Origin of the sequence: Paenibacillus sp. MZ04-78.2 (assembly GCF_024213375.1) — a bacterium.
Taxonomy (GTDB): Bacteria; Bacillota; Bacilli; order Paenibacillales; family NBRC-103111; genus Paenibacillus_G.
Genome location: NZ_JANAVJ010000001.1, coordinates 103100 through 125566 on the forward strand (window position 1 = coordinate 103100; position 22467 = coordinate 125566).

The 22467-nt window shown below is 54.3% G+C and carries 21 protein-coding genes and 1 pseudogene; 5 read left to right on the top strand and 17 right to left on the bottom strand.

Annotated elements, in window-relative coordinates:
- The first annotated feature begins 183 nt into the window (after positions 1-183).
- Entirely contained in the window at positions 184-3372 is a 3189-nt protein-coding gene (locus tag NLX71_RS00530) for a transglycosylase domain-containing protein (RefSeq protein WP_254361558.1), read from the top strand.
- 148 nt (positions 3373-3520) lie between these two features.
- Here NLX71_RS00530 and acsA read toward each other — a convergent pair whose 3' ends face one another.
- Entirely contained in the window at positions 3521-5245 is a 1725-nt protein-coding gene (acsA, locus tag NLX71_RS00535) for an acetate--CoA ligase (protein WP_254361559.1), read from the bottom strand.
- 145 nt (positions 5246-5390) lie between these two features.
- Between acsA and NLX71_RS00540 the strand changes: the two genes are divergently transcribed.
- Both NLX71_RS00540 and NLX71_RS00545 read left to right on the top strand, forming a co-directional pair.
- Positions 5391-6023: a GNAT family N-acetyltransferase gene (locus NLX71_RS00540; protein ID WP_254361560.1), complete on the top strand. Its 633-nt coding sequence runs from the start codon at positions 5391-5393 to the stop codon at positions 6021-6023.
- A 16-nt stretch (positions 6024-6039) separates the two neighbouring features.
- A complete protein-coding gene (locus NLX71_RS00545) occupies positions 6040-7218 on the top strand; it encodes an acetoin utilization protein AcuC (protein ID WP_254361561.1) in 1179 nt (392 codons plus the stop codon).
- Between the two features lie 123 nt (positions 7219-7341).
- Here NLX71_RS00545 and NLX71_RS00550 read toward each other — a convergent pair whose 3' ends face one another.
- The 15 genes and pseudogenes from NLX71_RS00550 to crcB form a co-directional block, all read right to left on the bottom strand.
- Entirely contained in the window at positions 7342-8727 is a 1386-nt protein-coding gene (locus NLX71_RS00550) for a glycine--tRNA ligase (protein ID WP_254361562.1), read from the bottom strand.
- Positions 8728-8784: 57 nt separating this feature from the next.
- On the bottom strand, positions 8785-9486 hold the full coding sequence (locus tag NLX71_RS00555) for a 5'-methylthioadenosine/adenosylhomocysteine nucleosidase (protein WP_254361563.1): 702 nt from the start codon (positions 9484-9486) through the stop codon (positions 8785-8787).
- 38 nt (positions 9487-9524) lie between these two features.
- Positions 9525-10553: a catabolite control protein A gene (gene ccpA / locus NLX71_RS00560; RefSeq protein WP_254361564.1), complete on the bottom strand. Its 1029-nt coding sequence runs from the start codon at positions 10551-10553 to the stop codon at positions 9525-9527.
- A 138-nt stretch (positions 10554-10691) separates the two neighbouring features.
- Entirely contained in the window at positions 10692-11108 is a 417-nt protein-coding gene (locus NLX71_RS00565; RefSeq protein ID WP_090667868.1) for a hypothetical protein, read from the bottom strand.
- A gap of 170 nt (positions 11109-11278) precedes the next feature.
- Entirely contained in the window at positions 11279-11689 is a 411-nt protein-coding gene (locus NLX71_RS00570; RefSeq protein WP_090667864.1) for a VanZ family protein, read from the bottom strand.
- A gap of 27 nt (positions 11690-11716) precedes the next feature.
- Positions 11717-12250, bottom strand: coding sequence for a type 1 glutamine amidotransferase domain-containing protein (locus tag NLX71_RS00575; RefSeq protein ID WP_254361565.1), 534 nt, complete (start codon positions 12248-12250; stop codon positions 11717-11719).
- A gap of 45 nt (positions 12251-12295) precedes the next feature.
- Positions 12296-14062, bottom strand: a complete 1767-nt coding sequence (gene ptsP / locus NLX71_RS00580) for a phosphoenolpyruvate--protein phosphotransferase (RefSeq protein ID WP_254361566.1) — start codon at positions 14060-14062, stop codon at positions 12296-12298.
- Complete coding sequence (locus tag NLX71_RS00585; protein WP_254361567.1) at positions 14055-15959, bottom strand: glucose PTS transporter subunit IIA; 1905 nt, start codon at positions 15957-15959, stop codon at positions 14055-14057. The genes ptsP and NLX71_RS00585 overlap by 8 nt, the downstream gene beginning before the upstream one ends.
- Before the next feature lie 133 nt (positions 15960-16092).
- A complete protein-coding gene (locus NLX71_RS00590; protein ID WP_254361568.1) occupies positions 16093-16815 on the bottom strand; it encodes a hypothetical protein in 723 nt (240 codons plus the stop codon).
- 118 nt (positions 16816-16933) lie between these two features.
- Positions 16934-17578, bottom strand: a complete 645-nt coding sequence (gene thiE, locus NLX71_RS00595; RefSeq protein ID WP_254361569.1) for a thiamine phosphate synthase — start codon at positions 17576-17578, stop codon at positions 16934-16936.
- A 1-nt stretch (position 17579) separates the two neighbouring features.
- Positions 17580-18006: pseudogene (locus NLX71_RS00600) on the bottom strand (CoA-binding protein).
- Positions 18007-18033: 27 nt separating this feature from the next.
- Positions 18034-18861, bottom strand: coding sequence for a C39 family peptidase (locus tag NLX71_RS00605; protein ID WP_254361570.1), 828 nt, complete (start codon positions 18859-18861; stop codon positions 18034-18036).
- 72 nt (positions 18862-18933) lie between these two features.
- Positions 18934-20229, bottom strand: coding sequence for a 3-phosphoshikimate 1-carboxyvinyltransferase (gene aroA / locus NLX71_RS00610; protein ID WP_254361571.1), 1296 nt, complete (start codon positions 20227-20229; stop codon positions 18934-18936).
- Positions 20230-20252: 23 nt separating this feature from the next.
- Positions 20253-20636, bottom strand: coding sequence for a fluoride efflux transporter FluC (locus NLX71_RS00615; protein WP_254361572.1), 384 nt, complete (start codon positions 20634-20636; stop codon positions 20253-20255).
- Entirely contained in the window at positions 20633-21025 is a 393-nt protein-coding gene (gene crcB / locus NLX71_RS00620) for a fluoride efflux transporter CrcB (RefSeq protein ID WP_254361573.1), read from the bottom strand. The genes NLX71_RS00615 and crcB overlap by 4 nt, the downstream gene beginning before the upstream one ends.
- Before the next feature lie 127 nt (positions 21026-21152).
- Here crcB and NLX71_RS00625 point away from each other — a divergent pair, with 127 nt between their 5' ends.
- Positions 21153-21446, top strand: a complete 294-nt coding sequence (locus NLX71_RS00625) for a rhodanese-like domain-containing protein (RefSeq protein WP_254361574.1) — start codon at positions 21153-21155, stop codon at positions 21444-21446.
- Here NLX71_RS00625 and NLX71_RS00630 read toward each other — a convergent pair.
- Entirely contained in the window at positions 21443-21958 is a 516-nt protein-coding gene (locus NLX71_RS00630) for a shikimate kinase (protein WP_254361575.1), read from the bottom strand. The genes NLX71_RS00625 and NLX71_RS00630 overlap by 4 nt on opposite strands.
- Before the next feature lie 165 nt (positions 21959-22123).
- Here NLX71_RS00630 and NLX71_RS00635 point away from each other — a divergent pair, with 165 nt between their 5' ends.
- Complete coding sequence (locus tag NLX71_RS00635) at positions 22124-22465, top strand: hypothetical protein (protein WP_254361576.1); 342 nt, start codon at positions 22124-22126, stop codon at positions 22463-22465.
- Positions 22466-22467 lie beyond the last annotated feature (2 nt).

A 22467-nucleotide genomic window follows, 5' to 3' on the forward strand; every position in this document is an offset into this window, starting at 1 on the left:
TATACAATTATCCCTAGTTATATCACATGGCCAAAACGATTGTCAAACCCCTCGATTCGAAGCGTCAAATCAGACCGAAGTCAGCAAATCGTCATGGAGAAACGATTTTGCGGCGGTGTGTAGCGGAGCGCTTTTATGCTATAATGTTTAAGAATGTTTTCCAATCAGGAGGAACTCGCTTTCATGGAAAAGGAGACAAAACAGAAAAGGCCAAGATATCAAGTCATCTTGCTTAGAACTGGCAAATATACTCTACATACGATCAAGTGGCTTTTTATCGCCGGTTTGTTTGCGGGTTTGCTGGGGGCCGGCGCCGCTTTCGGTTATGTCAGCGCACTGATTAAAGATGATCCGATTCGGAGCAAGGAAACGATGATGGCGCAAATGCAGGACGACGCCTTAACCGGATTCGTATATTTCCGCGACGATTCGGTCGTCGGCCAGCTTCGTACCGAGGAAGACCGGCGGATGGCGGGCTTGAAGGATATTCCCAAGCCAGTGCTGGATGCCGTATTGGCAATCGAGGACAACGACTTTTATCAGCATCGCGGCGTGGACATCAAAGGAACAGTCCGCGGGGTGCTCCAAAAGCTGTTGAATGACGACGTTCAGACCGGAGGCAGCACGATTACGCAGCAGGTCGCCAGACGCGTCTTTCTGACGCTGGATGTAACCGACAGCCGCAAAGCCAAAGAAATTTTGCTCGCCCTGCGTATGGAGCGTCTGATGTCAAAGGATGAAATTTTGCTGGCCTACTTAAACAAAATTCCTTACGGCAACGGCTCGTCCGGCTATAACGTGTACGGCATTAAAGCAGCCGCTAAAGGGATCTTCAACATCGACGATCTCAACAAGTTGAATATTGCGCAAGCCGCCTATTTGGCAGGCGTGCCCCAGCAGCCGAGCAATTTCTCCGCTTTCACCAGCAAAGGCGAGGTCGACGGCGCCGCTTTCAAGCGCGCGGTTAAGCGCCAGCAGCTCGTGCTGAAGCGGATGCTGGAGGAAGGCAAAATCAACGAGCAGCAGTACCAGGAGGCGCTACAGTTCGACTTGAAGGGCTCGCTAGCCGAGCGTGTTAGAAAAGCATACACCACCTACCCTTTCCTGATGATCGAGGTAGAGAAGGAAGCGGCTAAGGCGCTGTTATCGGTCCAACACCCGAAGCTGGACCCGCAGGCCAATCCGGATATGTACAGCGAGGCGCTGAAAAGCGTACAAGCCCAATTGTCCCGGGGCGGCTATCACGTGTATACGACGATCGACAAAGACATCTATGAGTCGATGCGCAACATCGCGAAGAATGATAATAACTTTACTGCTGAGGATAAAGTCAAAGGGATCGAGCAAATCGGCGCCGTCATGATGGACAGCAAAACCGGAGCCATTCTCGGCATGATGGAAGGGCGCGACTTTTTCAAGGAGCAGTTGAATCACGCGACACAGGCGCTCCGTCAGCCCGGATCGGCCATGAAGCCGATTGCCGCTTTTTTGCCCGCCATGGAGATGGGCGCCATTCAGCCAGCCTCGGTCATTGACGATGTCCCGATCATTCTCAAGGATGGCGGAAGAGGCTTTCACATCCCGGAAAACTGGGACAACAGTTATCATGGACTCATTACGGTCAGACGGGCGTTAAACCAGTCATATAACATTCCGGCGATCAAGCTTTTCATTGAAGACGTCGGCATTAAAGAAGCCTGGGAATTTGCCAAAAAGATGGGGATCGTCTCCATTACCAAGGAAGACTATCAAGCTCAGACGGGCGTTATCGGCGGTTTAAAAAACGGAGTAACGGTCAAAGAGTTGACGAATGCCTACGCGACGATCGGCAACAAAGGCGTGTTCAACGAAACGTTCCTCATCCGCAAGATTACGGACTCCCAAGGAAAAGTCGTCTTCGAGCATCAGCTTAACCCGTCAACCGCCTTTTCCGAGCAAACGGCATATTTGATGACCGATATGATGCGTACCGTCATTACGTCCGGTACGGCAACCGACCTGATGAAAAATTTCAAGCACTACGGCAAAATTCCGATCGTCGGCAAAACCGGCTCGACCCAGGAAGATGCTGACGCTTGGTTTGTGGGCTACACGCCGGATATTACACTGGGCGTCTGGGCCGGATATGACCAGTCGATTCATAAACTAAGCAAGAAAACCGGCGGAACGAACCGGGCCAAAAATATTTTTGCGCTCGTTCTGGATGATGCCATTAATAAAAAACCTGAGATGTTCCCGACAAAAGAGTTCGAGCGGCCGGCCAATATCGTCACGGCGACCGTATCCAGCCTTTCCGGAAAGCTGCCGAGCGCGGCGGCTTCGCAGGCGGGCAAGCTCGTCACGGACATATTTAATAAAAAATATATTCCGACGGAAGTAGATAACGTGATGGTAAGCTTGCCGATTATTGCGTATAACGGAATCAATTATCTCGCACAAGACGGAACGCCAAGCGAATTTGTTCAACAGAAGAGCGTGGTCAAGCGGGAAAAATCGCTCGGACCTTTGTTTAGAGAGCTGGCAAGCGCCATGAACAGAGTCAAAGCGGACCGCCGCCGCAGTCTGGATTTTTACCGTCCGAAAGATTACCAAGACGATGCGCCTGCCGAGACCGATCCGCGGAAGGACGACGGAAATCCGCCGGCAGCGCCTACGACGGTGGTAGCGACCCAGACAGGCAGCACCAGCGTCATCACGTTCCAAGCAAGCTCAAGCGCCGACACGGTCGGTTACCGTTTGTACCGTTCCGCCAATAACGGGCCGTACCAGCGGGTAAGCAAAGTCGTGATGGCCGGCGACGAGGCGAAATTTACGGATTCCGGCAACGGAGGCAACCTGTACGGTTATTACGTGACCGCTGTCGATGTAGCCGGTAACGAATCGCTACCAAGCAAAGCGGCTTACACGGACGGAACGTCCGTCGATCTACCATCGCTCCCCCCGGATGGAGGTCAGAAGACCGCTCCGGAGAGCAAACCGAACGATGGAAAAAATAACGAAGGTACTGGCGGTTCGGAAAACGGCACCGGCTCTGGACCGAAAAAGGAGCAAGGCGCTGGCAGCGGCTCCACCGACAACGGTGATCAGAAGGCCGTCAAGACACCTCCGGCTGCGCCTACAGGATTGACGGCCAAGTCCACTGGCGGAGGCGTCGAGCTGAATTGGAAGGATAATCCCAGCAAAGAAAAAGTTAAGGAATACAAGGTATACTATAGCGAAAAAGAAAACGGCAAGTTCGAGAAAATCGGTACAGTAGCGAATGCAACGCAATTCAAATACTATGCTGTCTCCTATGACGGCTATTACAAAGTTTCCGCCACAAATGAATTCGGCGAATCCAAGCCTTCGGCGGCGGTGAAGTTCAAGAAATAACAGTAATGAAAAAAGGGACACAAACCGCTTGTGCGGTTCGTAGCCCTTTTTTTAGATAAATAATAAAAGAGAGGAGCTCCGCCACTTGAAGCAGCGGAAATCCTCCCCTTGATAATAAACGATATCAAGCCAACACCGGACGAGCTTCCTAGTCCTCGATGGTCGACAAGTCGCCTGTCGGCAAATTCAGCTCCCATGCTTTCAGCACGCGGCGCATAATTTTGCCGCTGCGGGTTTTCGGCAGCTTGTCTTTGAATTCGATCTCACGCGGCGCGGCGTGGGCGGACAAGCCTTCTTTGACGAACTTGGAAATGTCCGTTTTAAGCTCTTCGGACGGCGTATAACCTTCACGCAAGGCAATGAACGCTTTGATGATCTCGCCGCGCATCGGGTCCGGTTTGCCAATTACCCCCGCTTCCGCAACCGCCGGATGCTCGACCAGCTTGCTCTCCACCTCGAACGGGCCTACGCGCTCTCCTGCCGTATTGATGACGTCATCGACGCGGCCCTGGAACCAGAAGTAGCCGTCTTCATCCATATAAGCGGAATCGCCGGAAATGTACCAGCCCGCAATCCGGAAATATTCTTCATATTTCGCCGGATTGTTCCAAATTTTGCGCATCATCGACGGCCAAGGCGTCTTGATTGCCAGATTGCCCATGCGGTACGGCGGCAGCACGTTGCCTGCATCGTCGATGATCGCCGCTTCGACGCCTGGAATCGGCTTGCCCATCGAGCCCGGACGGATCGCCATGCTTGGGTAGTTACAGATGAGATGTCCGCCTGTCTCCGTCATCCACCACGTATCGTGAATGCGCTGATTGTACACCTTCAGCCCCCAGCGGACGACTTCCGGGTTCAGCGGTTCGCCTACGCTGAGTACGTGACGAAGGGAGCTGAGATCAAACTGCTTCACCGTATCGTCGCCGGCGCCCATCAGCATGCGGAAAGCCGTCGGTGCACTGTACCATACTGTGACCTTATATTTCTCGATCGTCCCGTACCAGTTCTGCGGAGAGAAACGGCCTCCACGGATGACGTTGGTCGCACCGTTGAGCCATGGCGCAAAAATTCCGTAAGACGTGCCAGTGACCCAACCCGGGTCCGCCGTACACCAATAAACGTCCTGCTCCTGAAGATCCAGCACGACACGACCGGTATAATAATGCTGCAGCATGGCGTTATGGACGTGGAATACGCCCTTCGGCTTTCCGGTAGAGCCGGATGTATAGTGAATAATCAATCCGTCTTCGCGGTCCACCCACTCGATCTCGAGCTCTTCGGAAGCGACAGCCATTTCTTTATAAAAATCGACTTGGCCTTCGGATAAAGACAGATCTTCTCCGACCAAGATTACATGCTTCAAATGCGGGAGGTCTTGAGCGGGCACACGCGAAAGCTGCGAAGGCGTCGTAATGATCGCCACCGCCTCGCTGTCCTCCAGCCGATCCTTGACGGCCGTCTCCATGAACGCTTCGAACAACGGTCCGACCACGGCTCCGACTTTGATCGTGCCGAACAAGGCAAAATAAAGCTCCGGCGAGCGCGGCATGAAGATGAAGACCCGGTCGCCCTTCCCTACGCCAAGCTTGCGCAGAATGTTGCCGAATCGATTGGACTGGGCTTTCATTTCCTTGAACGTGTACTGTTCGTCTCGGCGGTCATCGCTGTAGTACAGGGCGATTTTGTCTCCGAGCTGCGAATCGGCATGGCGATCAATCGCTTCATAAGCGACGTTCACCTTTCCGGTTTGGGACCATGTGAATGCTTTCTCGATATCCGTCCATTGAAAATGGGCTCGTTCTTCCTCGTAGTTTTTCATGTTGGGCGATGTTGCTACGGGTGCTATGATTTCGACATTCGTATGATCCATGACCATTTCCTCCCCAAAGCTCTCTTTTTTACTTTAATGAAACGCTTTCATACGCACTAAAACATATTATACCACAACACTTTTTATCCGACTATTTTTTTGTTATTCTTAAAGTGAAGTTCTGGAAGGGAGTGAATCGCCGCAGATGGAGCATGTTAAATTGTATCATTCCCAGGTTATTCCGTATCAGAACGGCGAAATTATCCTGGAAGGCCCTGTGCCGCCCGAGCAGCTCCGCAACTATACGATGCATCCGGATCTTGATGCGTTCCGAAGGCCCAAGGAGCAGTTCGAGGCGCTTGTCGAAATTGCCGGGCTGCCGGAGGGACGAATCGTTCTGGCTAGGATTTCGACGCAAATTGTCGGCTACGTCACATTCCATTATCCCGACGAGATGGAACGCTGGTCGGAAGGAAATATGGAGGACTTGGTCGAGTTGGGCGCGATCGAGGTGGCGGACGACTATCGGGGGCTTGGCCTTGGCAAGAAGCTGATCCGTTTGGCCTTTGAGGATGGGCAGCTTGAGAATGTCATCACGTTTACGACTGAATATTACTGGCATTGGGACTTGGAAAAAAGCGGGCTTACCGTTTGGCAGTACCGGGATATGATGGAGAAGCTGATGAAATGCGTCGATATGGTCTGGTATGCTACCGACGATCCGGAAATCTGCTCTCATCCGGCCAACTGCCTGATGGTGCGCATCGGCAAAAACGTGCCGCTGTCTTCCGAGGAGCAATTCGACCGGGTCCGATTCCGGCAGCGGTTTATGTACTGATGGGAGCGCGAATAGCATGAGTGCAAAAGCTTTGTTTGTTTACGACGAGAATGAAGTCGCCTACAAGTTCAACGACAGTCACCCGTTTAATCAGCAAAGACTGGTGCTGACGGTCGATCTGTTGCGCAAGGCGAAAGCGTTGCCCGGCGACAGCCTGATCCGGCCGATGCCGGCCGACGAAACGCAGCTTTGCTCGGTGCATTCGCAGGAATATGTCAATGCCGTCAAGGCATTAAGCGCCGACCAGCCGGCGGAAGAGTGGCTGCATCTGGCAGGAAAATACGGGCTGGATACGGAAGATACGCCCTTTTTCCCGGGAATGCACCAGGCTACATCCTTTGTGGTCGGAGGCTCGATTCGGGCGGTCGATGCCGTGCTCGGCGGAGAAGCCGGGCACGCGCTGCATTTGGGAGGCGGGCTGCACCATGCCATGCCGAATAAAGGAGCGGGCTTTTGCGTCTACAACGATGCATCCGTAGCCATTGCGCATGCCAAAAGCAAGTACGGCGTGCGCGTCCTGTACATCGATACCGACGTGCATCACGGCGACGGCGTTCAATGGAGCTTCTACACCGACCCGGATACCTGTACGTTCTCGATTCATGAAACGGGCAAATATTTGTTTCCCGGTACGGGAGCGGTGAACGAGCGCGGCGACGGGACGGGCTTCGGAACGACGATCAACGTGCCGATGGAGCCCTTTACCGAGGATGAATCGTGGCTGGAATGCTTCGAGGAGGTGGTTATCAAGACGGCGGCGCAATTTAAACCGGATCTTATCGTTTCCCAGCACGGCTGCGATGCCCATGCCTACGATCCGCTGGCTCATATTCACTGCAGCATGGAAATTTATCGGGTGATGCCGCGCATCATCCACCGACTGGCACATGAGCACTGCCATGGCCGATGGGTAGCGCTCGGCGGCGGAGGCTACGATATTTGGCGTGTCGTCCCGAGGGCCTGGAGCCTCCTCTGGCTGGAAATAAGCGAGCATCCCCTTCTCCAACTGCTGGAGCAAAACCCGGAGATGGCCCTGCCAGCCGACTGGGTAGCGAAATGGCAGCCGCATTTCGGTGAAGCGCTTCCAACTACGTGGCTGGACGCGGCGCACACTTGGGACCCGATGCCGAGGCGGCAGGAAATTACCGAGAAAAACCGGCACACCAAAGAAATTGCCTCGCTTTATTTAGCCTAATCCTTCGGCTTGAAGCGCAATTTTTGCGGCTTAACAGCCGTACAAGTACCTAGGTTCGTTCTCTGTGAGGATACAAATAGCCCGCGCGACCATATTGGCGCGGGCTGTGTCGTATTTTGAAGATTAGAACTGCACTTTCGACTCGATAAACGCTTTGAGCTCGCTGATCGGCATCCGCGTCTGCTCCATCGTATCGCGGTCGCGAACGGTCACTTGACCATCCTGCTCCGACTCGAAGTCGTACGTAATGCAGAACGGTGTGCCGATCTCGTCATGACGGCGGTAACGTTTGCCGATCGAACCAGCTTCGTCATAATCGACCATGAAGTGCTTCGCCAGATCGGCAAATACTTGGTTAGCTCCGTCGGACAGCTTCTTCGACAGCGGGAAAATCGCCGCTTTATAAGGCGCAAGCGCCGGATGCAGATGCAATACCGTCCGGCTGTCGTCGCCTTCCAGCTTCTGCTCTTCGAACGCGTCGATCAGGAACGCCAGCGTTACCCGGTCCGCACCGAGCGATGGCTCGATACAGTATGGAATATACCGCTCGTTCGTTTCTTGCTCGATATAGTTGAAATCATCGCCGGAATGCGTCATATGCTGCTTCAAATCGTAATCCGTGCGGTCGGCGATGCCCCACAGCTCGCCCCAGCCGAACGGGAATTTGTATTCGATGTCCGTCGTTGCATTGGAATAGTGGGACAGCTCGTCGCCCGAATGATCGCGCAGTCGGATGTTTCCTTCCGTGATGCCGAGGCCCAAGAGCCAATCGCGGCAGAACGAACGCCAGTAATCGAACCATTGCAGGTCTTCGCCCGGCTTGCAGAAAAATTCGAGCTCCATCTGTTCGAACTCACGCGTACGGAAAGTGAAGTTCCCCGGCGTAATTTCGTTCCGGAAGCTCTTGCCGACTTGACCGATACCGAACGGCAGCTTTTTGCGCATAGTGCGCTGTACGTTTTTGAAATTGACGAAAATGCCCTGCGCCGTCTCCGGACGCATGTAAACGACATTCGTACTCGATTCGGTCACGCCTTGGAACGTTTTGAACATCAGGTTAAACTGGCGAATTTCGGTGTAGTCCAACGCTCCGCAATCGGGACAAACGATCTTATGCTCGGCAATCAGCTTCTCCATCTCAGCAAACGACAGGCCGTCGACGATCATTTCGATGCCTTTTTCCGCCAAGGCGTTCTCAATCAATTTGTCGGCGCGGTGACGCACTTTGCACTGCTTGCAGTCGATCATCGGGTCGTTGAAGTTGCCCACATGGCCGGATGCGACCCAAGCTTGAGGGTTCATCAGAATAGCCGCGTCGAGGCCGACATTGTACGGGGATTCCTGAATGAACTTTTTCCACCAGGCGCGCTTAATGTTATTCTTCAGCTCAACGCCGAGCGGACCGTAGTCCCACGTATTGGCAAGACCGCCGTAAATTTCGGAGCCCGGGAAAATAAAGCCTCTGTGCTTGGCCAAAGCGACCAATTGTTCCATCGTTACGGATGACATCGTTATATTCTCTCCTTCTATTTCTCTGGTTTGGACCCCTTCCGGTGTCCGTCAAACCTATGTCAGACGCTTGACAATCTGATCCACGATACGGTATGAGTTCTCGGAAGCTTGCACGGTGAATTCCGCAAAATTGACGTGCGCCGATCCGTCCGCCTTGTCGGACATGGAACGAATGATGACGAACGGGATGCCGTTCATGGAGCAAGCCTGTGCGACCGCCGCGCCCTCCATCTCGACGCATGCGCCTTGAAGCTCCTGATGCAGCATTTGGACCGTCTCCCGGCTGGCGATAAACTGGTCGCCCGAAAGTACCCGTCCTTCCTTAACCGCCCCGAACAGCTCCCGGCTCGCTCCGGCCGCTGCGCTGCGCAGTCCCGTATCAGCAGCAAAAACCGACGTCGCCTCGTAAGGAATCGTCCCCCGCGGAAATCCAAGGGCCGTTACATCCATATCGTGCTGAAGGCACTCCGTCGACACCACGATATCGCCGACGTTCAGCGACGGGTCGACCGCCCCTGCCACTCCGGTGAAGATCACGGCTTCCACGCCGTAGGTATCGATCAAAATCTGCGTCGTTACGGCAGCATTCACCTTGCCTACGCCCGATTTGCACAGAACGATGTTTTTACCGTGGAAAACCCCTTCGTAGAACGTGATCCCCGCCTTCGCCGATTCCCGCACCTGCTCCATATGCTCGTGGAACAGCTCGATTTCTTCCTTCATCGCGCCGATGACGCCTAGTTTACCGTACGTCAATCCAGAATCCCCCTTTTTACAAAAGAAAGTGGCTCATATTAGCGATGAGCCACCGAATTTCTATAAAGCACTTCATGCGGCAAAATAACCTGCGACAGCTCCGAAGCATCCTTCGTTTCTTTATTCATCAGCTTGGTTAGAAGCCGCATCGCCACGGCACCGATGTCGTACATCGGCTGAGCAACCGTTGTCAGCAGCGGACGAACCATCGAAGCCATCCGAATGTTGTCCACGCTGATGACAGACATGTCTTCCGGAACCTTCAAGCCGCTATCCTGCAGCGTGTGAATCGCTCCGATCGCCATCTCGTCCGTTGCCGCAAAGATCGCCGTAGGACGGTTGTCCAGCTCCAGAAAGTACTTCGTCACTTCAAGTCCCGATTCATAGCGGTAGTTCCCGATGCGGACCAGCTCTTCGCGCAGCGGAATGTTCGCGGCTTCGAGTGCTTTCTTGTATCCTTGGTAACGGGCGAAACCGTTGGACGGGTCCTGCAAAGTGCCGGAAATCATGGCGATATCGCGGTGTCCGTTCTCCAACAGTACGTTCACGGCGTCGAACGCCGCCTTCTCATGGTCGATATCGACCGAAGGAATCGTCCGCTGTTCATCCGCCGTCGCACACAGCACCACCGGTACAGAAGACGTCTTGAACGCCTGAATGTGATCCTCCGTAATCGCCCCGCCCATGAAGAGCAGTCCGTCCACTTGCTTCTCCAGCAAGGTGTTAATCACGCGGATTTCTTTTTCCTTCTTCTTGTCCGCATTGGATAAAATAATATTGTAGTGGTACATATTCGCGATATCTTCGATGCCGCGCGCGACCTCGGAAAAGATCGAGTTGGAAATATCGGGAATGACCACGCCGACCGTTGTCGTTTTCTTGCTGGCTAAGCCTCTTGCCACGGCATTGGGACGGTAGCCTAAACGCTCGATCGCTTCAAACACCTTCTTGCGAGTTTGCGGCTTCACGTTTGGGTTATTGTTGACAACCCTGGAAACGGTCGCCATGGAAACGCCTGCTTCTCTGGCTACATCATAAATTGTCACAGTCACGGCCATTCTCTCCATTGTTTAAAAAGTATAATGCGATCATGTCATTTAGCCTTATCATACGACAAAATGCTTGTTTTCGCAACGAATTGGTCATAGTCCTATGAATATAGTATCAAAAAGACATAAAAAAAGCCAACTGCGGAGCAGCGGCTTTCAAAAATCGTGTACCGTTACCGAATGCTTGGCGATTTGCGACAGTCTTTTGCGGACGTCGTCAATCCATACTTCGTCGTCGAGCGACTGGGCCAACAGCAGCAGATCAAGCAGTTCGTTGATTCTTTCTTGGATGATTGTCTCTACAGGGTCGGCTGCCCTTTTTTTCTCCGTTACTTTGACCATCAAATGAGCGATTTCGCATACATCGTCAAACTGGAGCGATTGCTTCTCCGGTTTGCTGCCGATCTTGCTGATGAATCCGGTCAACTCCGGTTTCACTTCCGCAAACACCTCGCTGCGGTTGCAGGTGTCGCACGAGAAAATCGGAACGTTCCCGATCTCGACTTTGTTCTGATAAATGACGGTACGAAGACGAATGCTCATAGCCTTTCCGCACTTGCACGGCTTATGCAACAACTACCACTCCTTTTGGCAGCAACGCCAAACCTTTCTCAAACGATCAGAATCCATGATATCTGAAGGTTCCCGTCAAACGCGCAGCCGTCGTCCGGGACGGCGCATTCGTTTATCCTGCTTAAGTACAAATATTCTACCTTGGCGAACAAACTCCTTCCGCTGCGGGGTTAGTAATATTTAGCACACAGACGCTCGTAAGCGCGTCGGACAAAAGGCAGCGACAGTGTAAGCATCGCCAAGGCAGCTCCAATCGCATCGTTGCGCAAGTCCATAACATCCGGCGTGCGCCCGGGTACGAACGATTGGTGAAACTCGTCTGTCACCCCGTAAAGCACGCACAGCAGCACGACCGTAAGCTTCGGCAGGAAGGTCAGCCGCTTGGGACGGAGTGCCCATAAATAAGTCCAAGCCAATATAAAGTAAGAAACGAAATGTCCCCAATCGAACCCTTCCATCGCAGGAATAATCCGGCGGATTTCAGACAGCCATCCCCCAAGATCATCGCCGGTTCGCGAGGACGAATAAAAAATGACCGCCATCCACAGGACGGAAGGCAGCCACCTGACGATCATGTTCATCCCATATGCTCCTTGTTTGCATAAACTTTAGTTAGCCGCATATTGCGCCAAACGGTCTACGAACGCTTTGGTAAACGCCGGAAGATCCGGAGGTCTGCGTCCGGACACTATGTGCCGGTCGACGACCACTTCCTGGTCGACCCAAATCGCGCCCGCATTTTCAAGATCGTCCTTGATGCCAGGTGTGGAAGTCATGGTGTAGCCCTGGCATATTTTCGCCGATACGAGGACCCAGCCGGCATGACAAATGTGCGCAATCGGTTTTTCCGCATCGTGAAATTCACGGGTCAGCCGCAGCACCGAAGCATAGCGGCGCAGTTTGTCCGGCGCCCAGCCGCCCGGCACGTAAAGACCGATATAGTCTTCGGACTTCACTTCATCCAAGGCATATTCGGTCGTCAGAGGAACGCCGTATTTTCCGTGATAGACGGCACCCGCCTTAGGGCCGGCCAGATGTACGTCAAGCCCGGATTCCCGCAGCCGCAGCACCGGGTACCACATCTCCAAATCTTCAAACTCTTCGTCAACAAACGCAAGTACTCGATGTCCCGCAAGATTCATCCTGTTCTCTCCCCACTATGGTTCATATCCTAAAATCAACAGCGCTTAAGAGAAGCCGCAAGCGGGTCGCGTGCGGCCCGACTGATCGGCGATATCCGTCTCCAAATATTTGGCAAGGACGGTCACCACTTCGGCGCTGCTGGCACAGCCGGCCAGCTCCTCCCAAATCTTTTCGCCGTCGCTGTGTCTGCTTTGGAGCAGGCTGTTTTTTACCTTCAATATCGATTGCACCGACATGCTCAGGTCGGTAATGCCGAGCGCGATCCAAATCGGCAAGGCCCGGATGTCCCCTGCCAGCTCGCCGCACACGCTGATATGCGTCCCATGCTTGTGGGCATGATCCGCCGTAATCTTCAGCATGCGGAGCACCGACGGATGAAACGGGTCGTACAAATGCGCCACCGTCTCGTTCATCCGGTCGACAGCCAGCACGTATTGGACCAGATCGTTCGTTCCGATGCTGAAAAAGTCGACCTTTTGCGCCAGCAGATCGGAGATCATGACCGCCGCCGGAAGCTCGATCATAATGCCGACCTCAATGTCGGAGCGGAACGGGGTACCTTCCGCGGCAAGCTCCTGTTTGGCGTCCTCCAGCACCTCATTGGCTCGGCGCAGCTCGTCTAGCGAGGAAATCATCGGGTACATGATTTTCACGCTGCCGTAATGACTGGACCGCAATATAGCGCGAAGCTGCGTTTTGAACAAGTCCGTCCGGTCCAGCATGATCCGGATCGCGCGATAGCCGAGCGACGGATTCTCTTCCTCCGGCAAGGCCAGGTAATCGAGATGCTTATCCCCTCCGACATCCAGTGTCCGAATGACAACCGGCTTGCCGTCCATCCGCTCGGCCACCTCGCGATAGACGGCAAACTGCTCCTCTTCTTCAGGGAAGCTGCTGCGGTCCATGTATAAAAACTCCGTCCGGAACAAGCCGACGCCGGAAGCGCCGTTCTTCATGACCAGCTCCAGCTCCTTCACCGAGCTGATGTTGGCCGCCAAATGCATCTGCCTTCCGTCCTCCGTCCGGGTAGGCAAATGGGCCAGCTTTTGCAGCTGCTCCTGAACGGCTTTCCACGTTTCCTTGCGCGCCTTGTACTTCTCGATCACATCGTCGGCCGGATTTACATAGACGACGCCCTCGTCGCCGTCGATGATCAGATAGTCGCCGTTTTGAATCGGCGTTTGCAGCTTGCCCTCGAGCCCGAGAACGTACGGAACGCCCATCGCGCGGGCCATGATCGCCACATGCGACGTTTTGCCGCCCAGCATCGTGACCAGCCCTAACGCCAGATTCACGTCCAGATGCACCATTTGGGACGGAATCAGCTCTTTGGCTACGAGAATGTAGGGCTGATCCTTGGGCGGTAGCGTCTCTTCAAGCGCTCCCAGCAGATGCTTGAGCAGCCGATTGCCGACGTCTTTAATATCGAGCGCGCGCTCCTTCATATAGCCATCGTCAAGCAGATCGAACATTTCTACGAACTTGTCGATCGCTTCTTTGACGGCGACCTCGGCCGCTTTGTACTGCCGCTGCATGATCCCCTGCACTTCGTTCATGAATATCGGGTCTTCCAAGATGGCCAGATGCGCATCGAAAATTTGCGTTTGCTCCTCGCCCAGCACGCTGACGAATTCCTGTTTGATCAGTTCGATCTCGTCCTTGGAATGGCGGATTCCGTCATATAACCTTTCGAATTCGTACGCCAAGTCCGTGACATCGATCAGCTTCTCGGGAAAGTCCCATTCCCAGGTTGGAATAACGAAAGCTTTGCCCATTGCAATCCCCGACGAAGCTCCGATCCCCTCAACCATAAGCGTTCCCTCCCCCTGTAACTCCTGTTGTAGCGGTATTTTTCAGCATGACGGACATGACCGACGCCTGTCCTTTCTTTACGGCTTTATAAGGCGCGAAGCTCCATGATCTCACCATATCGACGTTCGTGATGAGCATAGGCGTCGCGAGCGACTTGCAGTTTTTCTTCACCTTCTGCAGATTGAACTTGACGAGCAGCTGGCCGGGTTCAACCAGGTCTCCTTCTTTCACGTAGGCGGTAAAATATTTGCCCTGCAGGCCAGCCGTATCGATTCCGATATGGAGGAGCACTTGAAGTCCCTGCTCCGTTTCGATCCCGAGGGCGTGAAGCGTCGGATATACGTGAATGATTTTACCCGCTACCGGCGACACCAGCTCCCCTTTATCGGGGAAAAAGGCGACGCCGTTGCCCACCAGCTTGCCGGCAAAAATTTTGTCCGGCACTTCCTCCAGCGGAATCATCCGTCCCTGCATAGGCGAGCTGAACAGCACCTGCTGAATATCTTTGCGCATCGACTTGATCATCTCTTCGCGGATCAATTCGGAATACGTCCCGAACACGACCTGAACGTTGCCACCGCCCAAACGGATGACGCCGGCCGCGCCGAGCAGCCTCAGCGCCGACACATCCATCTGCCGGTCGTTGACTAGCGTAAGCCGCAGGCGGGTAATACACGCTTCGATGTTCTTGATGTTTTCCTTGCCGCCAAGCGCTTGCAAAATGAGCGGCGAACGGTACGGAATGTCCCCGGCCCATTCTTCGAGCTGCGAACCCTCCTCGCGCCCCGGCGTCGGGATGCGAAAGCGGCGGATCGCCCAGCGGAACAGCACATAGTAGACGAAGCCGTAAGCAAGCCCGATCGGAATCAGCAGCAGGCCGCGGGTCGACAGGTGCAGATTGATCAAATAATCGATCGCTCCCGCTGAATAGGAGAAGCCGTGGTGAATGTCAAGCATGTAAGCGACCCACATCGCCAATCCCGAAAGAATGGCATGAACGAAAAACAGATACGGCGCCACGAACAAAAACGCAAACTCAATCGGCTCGGTCACCCCGGTTAAGAAGCAGGCAAAAGCCGCCGTCAGAAACGTCGTGCGAATTTTCGGCTTTAAATCCTCGCGCGCTTCCTGAATAATCGCCAAGGCAATGGCGGGCAGCGCGAACATCATGATCGGATACAAGCCGGCCATATACAGTCCGGCCGTCGGGTCTCCGGCGAAGTAACGGGGCAAGTCGCCGAATACCGGCTGTCCTTGCGCATCGTTGTACGCGCCGAGCTGAAACCAAAAAAAGTTGTTAAACACGTGATGCAGTCCAGATGGGACCAAAAGTCGGTGAATGATGCCGTATAAAAATGCGCCGAAGCCGCCGAGCCCCAATATAAAATTCGTGAGCTTCTCCATCCCGGTTTCGAGCGCAGGACCGAATTGGATCATCAGTAAAATCAATAAAAAGATGGCAAGCCCCATTAGCAGCGGCACCATGCGGGGACCGCCGAAAAATTGAATCGATTCGGGAAGCTGAATATGCTTTACCCTATGATAAATGACGGCGGCCAGCAACCCGATCAGGATGCCGCCGGGAACGCCGAGCTGAAACGAATCGCCGAGGTAACGCTGCGTCGCTTCGCTGAACATGTAATGCCCGATAAGCGCCGACATGCCTGCGATTCCTGCGCTTTCCGTCAACCCGAGAGCGACGCCAACCGCAAAAATAAGCGGCAAATACGTAAAGATCGTTGTGCCGCATAGCAATAGGATTTCCCCGACGCGGGGCATATGAATCCGATCCCAAGGCAGGGTACCGAGGCGCAGCAAGATAGCGGCAACGGGAAGGGTAATGGTCGGCATCATAAGCGACCGGCCAAGCTGCTGCAAGTTTCCCATCCAATTCAAATCGGTCCGTTCCCCCTTTCATACTAACGATGGTACGCTCAGAACCGTTTTTTGTCAAACCGTAAGTTCAGGAAAAACACAAAGAAGACGGGCCGCTCGGGCCCGCCTGTTCGAAGCTGCTTGCCGATTAAAATTAGAATCTGTTAAAGCCGATGCCGCTTGCGCCGAAACCGGCTGTGCCGAAACCCGTTGCGCCGATTCCGAATTGGCTTTGCGCCGGTTGATTGGAATCGGAACGGAGATAAGCATCATGATCTTGTTGGTTGCCGTGGTAGTGGGCCAGATGGTACGATTGCGGGCTTTGGAATTGGGAATACGATTGCCCGGAAATTCCAAATTGCTGCTGCCCAAATTGATTTTGGCCTGCAAAGTTTGCCGCGCCGAATTGGGGTGCGCCGATCCCGAATTGGCTTTGTGCCGGCTGCGTGGAATCGGAACGCAGATAAGCGTCATGGCCTTGCTGGTTTCCACGGTAGTTCGCCGTGTGATACGCTTGCGGCGATTGCGGGCTTTGATATTGCGAGAACTGTTGTCCGGCTCCGAAAGAAGAAGCGCCGAATTGGGGTGCGCCGATCCCGAATTGGCTTTGCGCCGGCTGCGTGGAATCGGAGCGAAGATAGGCATCATGCCCCTGTTGGTTGCCACGGTAGTTCGCCGTGTGATATGCTTGCGGGCTTTGGAATTGCGAGAATTGCTGCCCGGCTCCGTATTGCTGGCTGATTCCGGATGGATTCAAGGACTGGTTGTATTGGGATTGTACATATCCGACCGGCTGGTATTTGGAGTATTGGGAGCTTGCAGGACCGGCCGTGCCTGATGGGTTGTGAAAGCTGCTTTGGTAGCCTTGTTGGTACATGCGACAAAATCCTCCTCGAAGTTTATTATAGGAAGTCTTCCGGTGCTGGGTCGTTGTTCCGTTCCATTCCAGAAGCCTTTCTTATTGTCTTCAAGGAGGATTTATTTTATTACAAGGATTATTCGGGACAAACTTCCTGCTTTAACTTCCGGGCGGCCAAGCAAGGATCGCTTTGCCGAACGATGGCCGATACGACGGCTACTCCGTCTGCGCCAGCCTGAATGACGGGCGCCGCATTGGAAACGTCAATGCCTCCGATCCCGACCATGCTGACATGCGGCCAGCGCCGCTTGATCTCCGAAATCAATCCGGTGCCTATCGGCGCTCCGGCATCCCCTTTCGTAAGAGTGGAATAGACGGCGCCCACACCCAAATAATCTGCGCCTTGAGCCATCGCCCACTCCGCCTCAGCCATCGTGCCGGCGGAGATGCCGATAATCTTATCCTTGCCAAGCAGCTTGCGGGCTTCCGATCCGGGCAGATCGTCCTGGCCGACATGCACGCCGTCGGCGTCCAGCACAAGCGCTACATCGACCCGGTCGTTCACCAGAAACGGGACGCCATATTCCCGGCAAAGCTCTCGCAGCGCTCTGCCCTCCTCGATGACGCGGGACAAAGGCGCTTTTTTTTCGCGAAGCTGGATCATCGTTACGCCGCCGTCCAGTGCCGCCCGGGCAATATCAAGCGCCGACCGCCCTTCGTGCCCCGAAAGATCCATAACCAAATAAACCGATAAATAACGACGAACGTCTGAATGAAACAACTTATTTCCCTCCGGGCAGCAATATCGAATTCTACTTTGATGCAGCGGTCCATGATCGCTTCAAGACCGCCGGTGCGGGCAATATCCGCTGCTTCTTCGTTAAAGATGCCCTGCTGCAGCCAGAACACTTTGGCCCCGATCCGCACCGCTTCCTCGGCTACGGGAACGACCGTTTCGCTGCGGCGGAAGACGTTCACAATATCGACCGGTCCGGGAATATCGCCGAGCGAAGCGTAGCAAGTTTCCCCCAAAATCGAGCCGCTTACGGTTGGATTGACCGGAATGATACGGTAACCTTTTTTCTGCATGGCCTCCGCAACCATGTAAGATATGCGGTCGGGATTGTCGGACAGACCGACGACCGCTACGTTGCCGGCTCCTGCCAATAGTTCTTTGATTCGTTCACGGGGCGGATTTTCAAAAGCCACGACGCTTCGCTCCTCGCTTCATAAAATTTATTTCGCCTTCGTGTAGCTTAACGCTTGGCGTCCCATGGCATCCCATGTTGCGATAAACGCTTCTTTGTCGATTTTTTTGTTGCTTTGACCAGCAAGCGGGTCGTTCACATAAACGTACTGTTCATCAAAGCCGACCAGCAGCACCGCATGCTCCATAAAGGTCGTCTCGATCGGCCCGATCGGCGTATCCCACACGACCCATTTGTCCGGAACCTTATAATTGATCGTCGTCCAAACGACGGACGGAATCCCTTGAATCAATTGGTCTTCAAGCTTCGAAAACGGCTCCTTGGTCATATCTTGCGCCGTCGGAACATAGTCCTTAAGCAACTCGAACAATGCGGTATGATAGATCGCGAACCCTTTGGCAGCGCCTGTCACTTCCCCGACGAATCCGGTGTTCGGATTGCCCCAATAAGCGATCGAGCCGTTTTTATTATAACGGATCGGCGTCGGATCTTTTTTCATCTCGGGGACCAAATCCATCTTGGATTTGTTGACGCCGTAAAATTGCAGCAGCATCGCAAGACTCGTCACCTCGCATCCGGATGGAAGCTCGGGCCGCTGCCGAATATGGGGCGCTTCCAGCAATACGCTCTTCGGCCGCTCGACAGGCTTCGACGCAGGCGGTGCGGCGGCAGTTGCGGCTGCCTTGACCGCCGCGGCGGCTTCTTGCTCCGCGTAGGCGACGGCCGGGTCCCGGAACCACGTTTGTCCCGTTAGTTTAGCGTAAAGCAGTACGGCAAATACGCCGCTGGCAAAAAGTAGCCCTGTGATGAGAAATAAAGCAAGCGTGACCTGAATTCCTTTCCATAATACGGTCACGGCCTTCACCGCCTTGTTACGATCAGCATGCCGATCATGATGATGGGTTAAGCAACGCCGACGCGCGGCGTCTTACTCTTGAACCAGATCGATCTGCGCCCCGAGCGACAGCAAATGCTCGAAGTAATGCGGGTAAGATTTCGCCACATGGTGCGCATCGTTGATGATCAAGCCTTGCTCGGAGCGGAGGCCAACGATGGTGAGCGCCATGATGACGCGGTGGTCGTAGTGCGCGTTAATCTCGACGCCGCCCGTTACGCCCTGCGGACGCCCGTGGACGATAATTTCGCTTTGTCGCTCTTCCACATCCGCCCCGGCTTTTCGCAGCTCGTTGACAAAATCCGTAATTCTGTCGCATTCCTTGTACCGCAGGTTTTCTACATTGTAGAAGCGGGACGTGCCCTCCGCGAACACCGCCGCAGCAACCATCGCCAGCACGGCGTCGGTGAAATGATCCCCGTCGAATTCGCCTGCGGTCAGCTTCTGATTGCCGCGAATCCGAACGGTATCGTTCTCGTGGGTAAGATCGACGCCCATCGCGCGGAGCACATCGACGACGGCCCGCTCGCCCTGCTTGCTTTGCTCCGCCAGATGAAGCACCGTCACATCCGAATGCGTCACGGCCGCAGCGGCCAGAATGGCGGCAGAACCCGGATAATCGCCCTGAACCGTATAGTTTTGGGGCTTGTACTGCTGTTTGCCCGGAATTTTATAATGCATCAAATCGTCGGATGCTTCGATTTTCACGCCTGCTTGGGCAATGACTTCCAGCGTCTGGCCGACGATAATTTTCGATTTCAGATCGTGCAGCACCGTAATTTCGCTATCCTCGTCCAGCAGAGGAGCAACGAACAACAAGGAGCTTAAAAATTGCGAGCTAACGTTCCCGGAAACGGTAATTTTACCGCCCCGCGGATGACCGCCCCGAATCGTAATCGGCAGCTTTCCTTCACGATGCTCGACCTCGACTCCCATTTGCTTCAAAGCATCGATTAGATCATTATGGGGCCGTTTGCCTAGGGAGTCCGGGTAAGCGTTAATGAACGTCACCTCCGGGCAGAAAGCGGCGACCGACATCAAGAAGCGGAGCACCGCTCCCGCATTGCCGACATTCAGTTCGCTCACATGCTTCGGATGACAACCGAAGCCGCGGATCGTCATTTTCTCGTCGTCCTCTTCCAGGACGGCGCCCAAGTCCCGGATACAGCGGCGCATTGCGTCGCTATCCTCGCTATGGGCCGGATAGTACACCGTGCTCGTCCCGTCCGCAAGCGCGGCGATGAGCAAGTAGCGGGTCGTGTAGTTTTTGGAAGACAGGGCGTTAATCGTCCCGCCCAGACGCGGGGTCGGTTTGACAATGGCTTTCATCGTAAAGTATCTCTCCTTGTCCGTCAGAGCTTTATATATGTAAGTGAAAGGATATAGCCTGCATAAGCAAGCAGCAAACCGAGTGTATACGACAGCCCCATATACAGCCAGGCCGTCCGGCCTTCGCCTTGGCGAAGCAGCGCTTCGCTTTCCAGCTTTAGCGTCGAAAAGGTCGTGAATGCTCCCATAAATCCGCTGCCAAGGAGCGCCATCAACCGGCCGTCTGCCCCTCCTCCCCACAGGACGCCCAACAAGAACGAACCGGCCAGATTGACCGTCAGCGTTCCGTATGGCAGAGAAGTTCTAAGCCGTTCCGCAATCCGGCTGCCGATCCAATACCTTGCCACGGCGCCGGCAAAGCCTCCTGCGCTTACGAGCAGCAGCGTTCCTAACGTATTCGACATCATTCCTGAGAACCCCTTTTTACCGCCGTCAAATTTAAGCTGAACCGGCGTCCGAGACGAATACAGCCGATTCCGCCCCACAGGCTGACGATAAAATAAAGCGCGGCGATCGTCCAAAGCTGCTGCTGGAGCATGGATACGAGCTCCCAGCTTAATGTGGAGAAGGTCGTAAACGCTCCGATGAATCCGGTCGTCAGCGCGGCGCGAAGGTTCGGATACCGCTTCAAACCGGGCAAATAAGCCAGAAAACCAAGCGTCAGGCAGCCCGCAAGGTTACATAACAGCGTTCCCCACGGCAGCGAGGTAACCTGCTGCGGATTCATCGCGACGGACAATCCGTACCGTGCCAGCGCTCCGGCGATTCCCGCCAGACCTATATAAAGTACGGTCAACCGATATCGTCCCCATTCGAAATTAGCGTCATCAAAGACTGCGTTCCGCTTTGTTTGACACGCTGCCGTTTTCTTTTTATGATGAAGGCAAGTCGGCCGCAAGCCGAACGAGAAGGAGGCTGTATTGATGCATACGATTACCCCGCAAGAAGTCAAGCAACGGCTTGAAAACGGCGAAAAGCTTACCATCATCGACGTGCGCGAACCGGAAGAAGTCGCGCTCGGCATGATTCCGGGCGCAAAGCATATTCCTTTGATGGAAATCCCTCAGCGCCATGGCGAAATCCCGCAGCACAGCGAAACGATTCTCGTCTGCCGCAGCGGAAACCGCAGCGGACGGGCGCTTGAATATTTGGAAGCCCAAGGCTTCACCGGGCTTGTCAACATGACCGGCGGTATGCTGGAGTGGGAGCAGCTTTAAGCCCGCTCCCGCTCCAAGCGGCTGCAAATCTCGTCGACGATCTGCCCGACGGTTTTGCCGTCCGTATCCACATGGAGATCCGCAAAATCGTACGCGTGCTTGCGGCTCTCCATGATGTGGCGTACGCGGTCTTCAACTCCGCCTTGCAGCAAAGGACGGCTTTGATCGGACCGGACCCGCTCGATGATCGTTTCGGCGGACGCCTTCAGCGCGACAACCAGGCCGCTGCGCTGCATGAGAATCCGGTTTTGCTCTGCAAGAACCGCCCCGCCTCCGGTCACTACCACTTGATGCCGACCTTGCAGCGTCCGTTCGATTGTCTCGCTTTCCGCTTTGCGGAAGAAGGGCTCTCCGAGCTCCGCAAACATTTGGGTAATGCTCATTCCCCCCGCCCGCTCGATGGCAGCGTCCGTATCCTCGTACACCCAGTTCAGCCTCGAAGCGAGCGCTTGTCCTACGGAGGATTTGCCGGTTCCCATCATACCGACCAACACGATGTTACGGTATTCCACTTCCCTGCACCTCTGACTTTCGCATCATTCAACTGACCCTATCATATCATAGCCGACACCGTGTGAATAGAAAGTTTGACAAAATCATAAGATGGTTGTGAATAAATTCCAGCCAGATCAGTCATGATGATTAATGCATATTTCCCGAAGGGAGAACACGGTCATATGACGCAAAGCGCTCTATCCCAAACCCGTGCGGCCGGTCCGGACTGGACCGAGCTCAAGCTGGAACAAATCATGGACCCCACAAGGCCCTTATGCCGAGAGGAAATCGTCTGGATGCTGGAGTATATTAAAAAAAAGGTGGCCGAGGAAGACCCGAACTTGACGGATCTTTCCCAGCCACGGCTGCTTAAAAACTTTAGATATTTCGCCGAAATCGCTTTGATGCTCATTCAGCGTCGGGGCGGCCACGATATGGAGGCCGACCGGCTCAAGAGCTGGCTGTACGAGGCGTCCTTCGGTCTGCATCAGGTCAAGCCTGACCGCATCAAAAGGCACCTGTAGCC